The sequence below is a fragment of the Endozoicomonas sp. genome (genome assembly GCF_031844845.1).
Lineage (GTDB): Bacteria > Pseudomonadota > Gammaproteobacteria > Pseudomonadales > Endozoicomonadaceae > Endozoicomonas.
The window spans coordinates 1-3,803 of the sequence record NZ_JAVRMB020000322.1; the positions used below are offsets into that span (position 1 = coordinate 1).

Below are 3,803 nucleotides of genomic sequence, written 5' to 3' on the forward strand. Positions count from 1 at the left end.
CGACGCCTTATATTAGAGAAAGAGCACATGCCATACTGTTAAGCAATCGAGGGTATACTCTTGAGCAAATAGCTGATTTTTTTGAAAACCAGTATCAAACTGTTTCTCGCTGGATAGACGACTGGGAAGACCTTGGGATTCATGGCTTGTATAAGAAACATGGAGGTGGAGCAAGCCATATTTATAAGACAAGAACAGGACATCCATAAATTTATCCACGAAAATAGTATGGATACTTTTATGGATGTCCTGTTCTTGTGTCCACGAAAATAGTATGGATACTTTTATGGATGTCCTGTTCTTGCTCCTGTTCTTGCTCTGTTCTTGCTGCTGTTCTTGCTGTTGAGATTGGCAGTTCGTTAGCTGAAAAAACCATCATTAATATAAATGGCTCATATTTTGATCCGCTCTCTGAAACAACGGGAAAAGAAAAGACAAGAACAGGACATCCATAAATTTATCCACGAAAATAGTATGGATACTTTTATGGATGTCCTGTTCTTGCTGATAATCAGAAAAAAGACCGGAGATTCTCCAAATGACCAAACAGTCCCTTCCTGGTGAGATGGCCGGCGACATAGCCAATACAGTTCAATCCTTACCAAAACACAAAGGCTTACCCCCTGTACATAGCTGGAATCCACCCTTCTGTGGGGATATTGATATGCGGATCTGCCGTGATGGCCGGTGGCTCTACAATGGCTCTGTGATCAGCAGAGAATCCATGGTCAGGCTGTTCTCAACGGTGCTCAGGTACGACGATGATGGTTGCTATTATCTGGTCACACCGGTGGAAAAAGTACGAATACAGGTGGATGACGCTCCATTTATAGTCACTGAAATGGACGTTCGAATGGGAAACCAGGGCAGTGAGTATCGGTTCAGAACCAGTGTAGGTGATGAGGTCGTATTAAATTCAGAGCATAACCTGTGGGTTGAACAGGATCCGGTTTCCGGTGAGCCGGCACCTTACATTCGGGTGCGTGATCAACTGGATGCCCTGATTCACCGAAATGTATTCTATGAGCTGGTTGAGAGAGCTGCAGAGGTAGAGATTGAAGGTCAGACGGAGTTGATCGTTACCAGTCAGGGACAGCCATATTCATTAGGGCGATTCGATAAGGAATAGCATCCGCAGCTACAGCGTTTCTAGTTCCCCCGGGAAGACATTGAGGCAGCTCCCTGATCGAACTGAGGTACAGTTTGTAGCCCCAGAAAATAGAGGGTCGATGTTTAATGTCAATAATTGAACAAATGGAAGTGCCTATAAAGATGTCATCGCCTGAGCGCTAATTATCCATAACATCCACATTCTGGTTCTAGGTCGATGTTCACGGAGCATCTTTTGAATACAATCATGAGCTTCTTTATCAGAGTTCAAATGAAAACTTTTATTAAAATCATCAACGCTACGGCCTGAAGCATCTTTTAACTCGGTATTGGCGCCCGAGTCTAAAAGAAACTTAATGATATTTAAATGCTTAAATTCTACAGCAATCATTAAGGGAGTGATTCTGTCGGGAACATTCAGGCAATCAACAGGTGTTTCATCTAAATCAACTGATCCTCCACCATAAAGTATTTTTGCTGCCTCTTGAAACCCTTTGCTGCATGCAGCCCAAAATGGAGATACTGATGTAAATGTATAATCTTTTAACTGAGCAGTTATTTCAGGTTCAAGGTGACTTGCAACTGAATAGCGTTCAAAAGAATGTATCCAATCAATTTCCTCGCCTTTAATAAATTTAAAATCCGTACAAACTAAATCACTTTTATTTAAATGATTTTCAATTATATAGTGTTTTTTTGCCCACTTGTCTAAAACTAAAGTTTGAGTAAAATGGAATAATTTCACGAGCTCAAAAATAGGACGAAGAGGCATAGAGCTCTCCTTTATTTGATTGATAATCTTTGTTTTCTCAGAAGATAACAGATCTATATTATTAAATACGTCATGGTTAAAGACAGAGTTAGGTTTACATGTGCTAAAAAACAAGAATTTACAAAACCGCGCATATCTTTCAAAATTAAATCTACAATAAGGATTCACACCTTTTGTCGTGCTTTGCAATATATCGATAAATCTTTCTTCACACTGAATGGAGTTCAAGTATGAAACTGGCTTGTCCAGCATATGCAAAAGCTGCGTATTCCATTTAGTATTTATAGGACCTGTGTTTTTTTCTTGATTAGAAATCATCGAGAAAATTTGTTCTGTAAGATACGATAAACCAATATTGCTTAATCCTTCCATTATTATATTTAGGGTTAATATTTTATCGCTGTTTTGAAAGTAGTATGCGTATAAGTCAATAAACCGAGTGAAAGTGCCGATCTTGTCTTCAGGGATCTTCAGCCATTCGCATAGAACTTTTAATTCTCTAGGAAGAAAACTTTTTTCTAAAGCATAAATTATATTTCTCATTTTGATATCAGAATCCTGTAAATTGAGTGGGGTGTCCATAAGCGAGCTATTATTTTCACCCACAACTCTTTTAGAATTATCAAATGCATTTTGAGTATAATCCTGTTCGGATTTGTTAACGCTTAAATGTTTGGAGCTTTCTGACCCTACTAACATAGGCTTATCTCTTGGATCCGGTCTGTCTGCTACTGTCGAAGCCGGATGTTCAACTTTCATTGTCTTTCCACCACTGGTTTGCGCCATAGCTGACGAAGTGAGAGGTCTTTTTTTAGTCATTTTTATTTCGGCATCTCGGCAATATGCGTCAGAGCTCTCGAGTTTCTTAGAATCGATAATCTCTACATTAGATTGGCCAGGCTCTACTGGTTCCCCTTCGCTCTGAGAACTCACACAGTGTGACGAACTTATCGTGGCGTCTATTGTCTTACCACAAACCAGACATCTATTTATTTCTTCTTTGTCGTTACCATCACCTCCTGATGAAGTATTTCTACCTGGAGCAGGAGGAGGCTTCCCGGTTTCATAGGTCGTTTGTGGGTTTTTGCCCCCTCCTGTTCCCTTACTTTGCATTTTTCCCTCTTTGCTTTCATTCCCCCCCGCCTGTTGACGGACAGGATAGTTCGTCAGGGTATTAACTGCTTCATAATCCGGTCCTGTTATTTCCAGATCATCCCCGACCACTGACAACGATGGCAGCCACCGGATAACAGTGCCTTCTTCCAGAACCTGTGGATTAACCTGTCCCGAAAAAAGCTGTCCCGAAAAGTATTCTCCGAGGTGGTGGGCAAACAGCGGAAAAATACGACGATGTTGTTCATTACCGTCAGAATTGGCACTGGCAAGGACAGGAATCAGCGGAGCCTCATATTCATCCCCATAAATCGCTCTCATGGAGGCGGTGACCGGCCCCTCACTTGTGGCAGTTACCTGCCCCATCAAATTGATCAGTCGCTCATAAAGTTGGAAAGCACTTTCATCGTTATCCGGATAAGCCTGTTCCGACATAATAATATAAGCTGTTCGTAACTCCCTGATACCGGCACTGAGCACCATAAAACGATCATTACTGATGGCTGCCAGATCTCTGAATTCCGGGGGGAAATTTACCTGAGTTTGCATATGTCTGTAGTGACTGATCAGGCTCCGTAGCAAATCCCGGCTGAGCTGTTGCACTTGCAGATCTGTCAGTGCTGCGCCGGTTTGTGAATTCGTGAGTTGCATGGAAAACAGCACCCGACTCAGTGCCATCACAAATTTATGGGGGTGCTGACGGGCGGCCTCCAGCAGATGTCCTTTCACCTGTTCCGGGGTGAATGACCGGATTTTCCCCGCCGCTACCAACTGGAACCCCAGAAAACCGGTGGCAGCGGCCTTCTCC

General features: G+C 42.3%; 3 protein-coding genes. 2 read left to right on the forward strand and 1 reads right to left on the reverse strand.

Going from position 1 to position 3,803, the window contains the following annotated elements:
* Together RM811_RS17865 and RM811_RS17870 are read left to right on the forward strand one after the other, a co-directional pair.
* Nucleotides 1-209 (forward strand): helix-turn-helix domain-containing protein (locus RM811_RS17865; RefSeq protein ID WP_402527031.1); only part of this gene is annotated, 209 nt, incomplete at its 5' end.
* A gap of 329 nt (nucleotides 210-538) precedes the next feature.
* Entirely contained in the window at nucleotides 539-1,129 is a 591-nt protein-coding gene (locus RM811_RS17870) for a DUF1285 domain-containing protein (RefSeq protein ID WP_402527033.1), read from the forward strand.
* Nucleotides 1,130-1,264: 135 nt separating this feature from the next.
* Here RM811_RS17870 and RM811_RS17875 read toward each other — a convergent pair.
* Nucleotides 1,265-3,803 (reverse strand): ankyrin repeat domain-containing protein (locus RM811_RS17875; RefSeq protein WP_402527035.1); only part of this gene is annotated, 2,539 nt, incomplete at its 5' end.

Coding starts and splice junctions, on each gene's coding strand:
- RM811_RS17870 (WP_402527033.1), top strand. CDS start 539: ATGACCAAACAGTCCCTTCCTGGTGAGATGGCCGGCGACATAGCCAAT.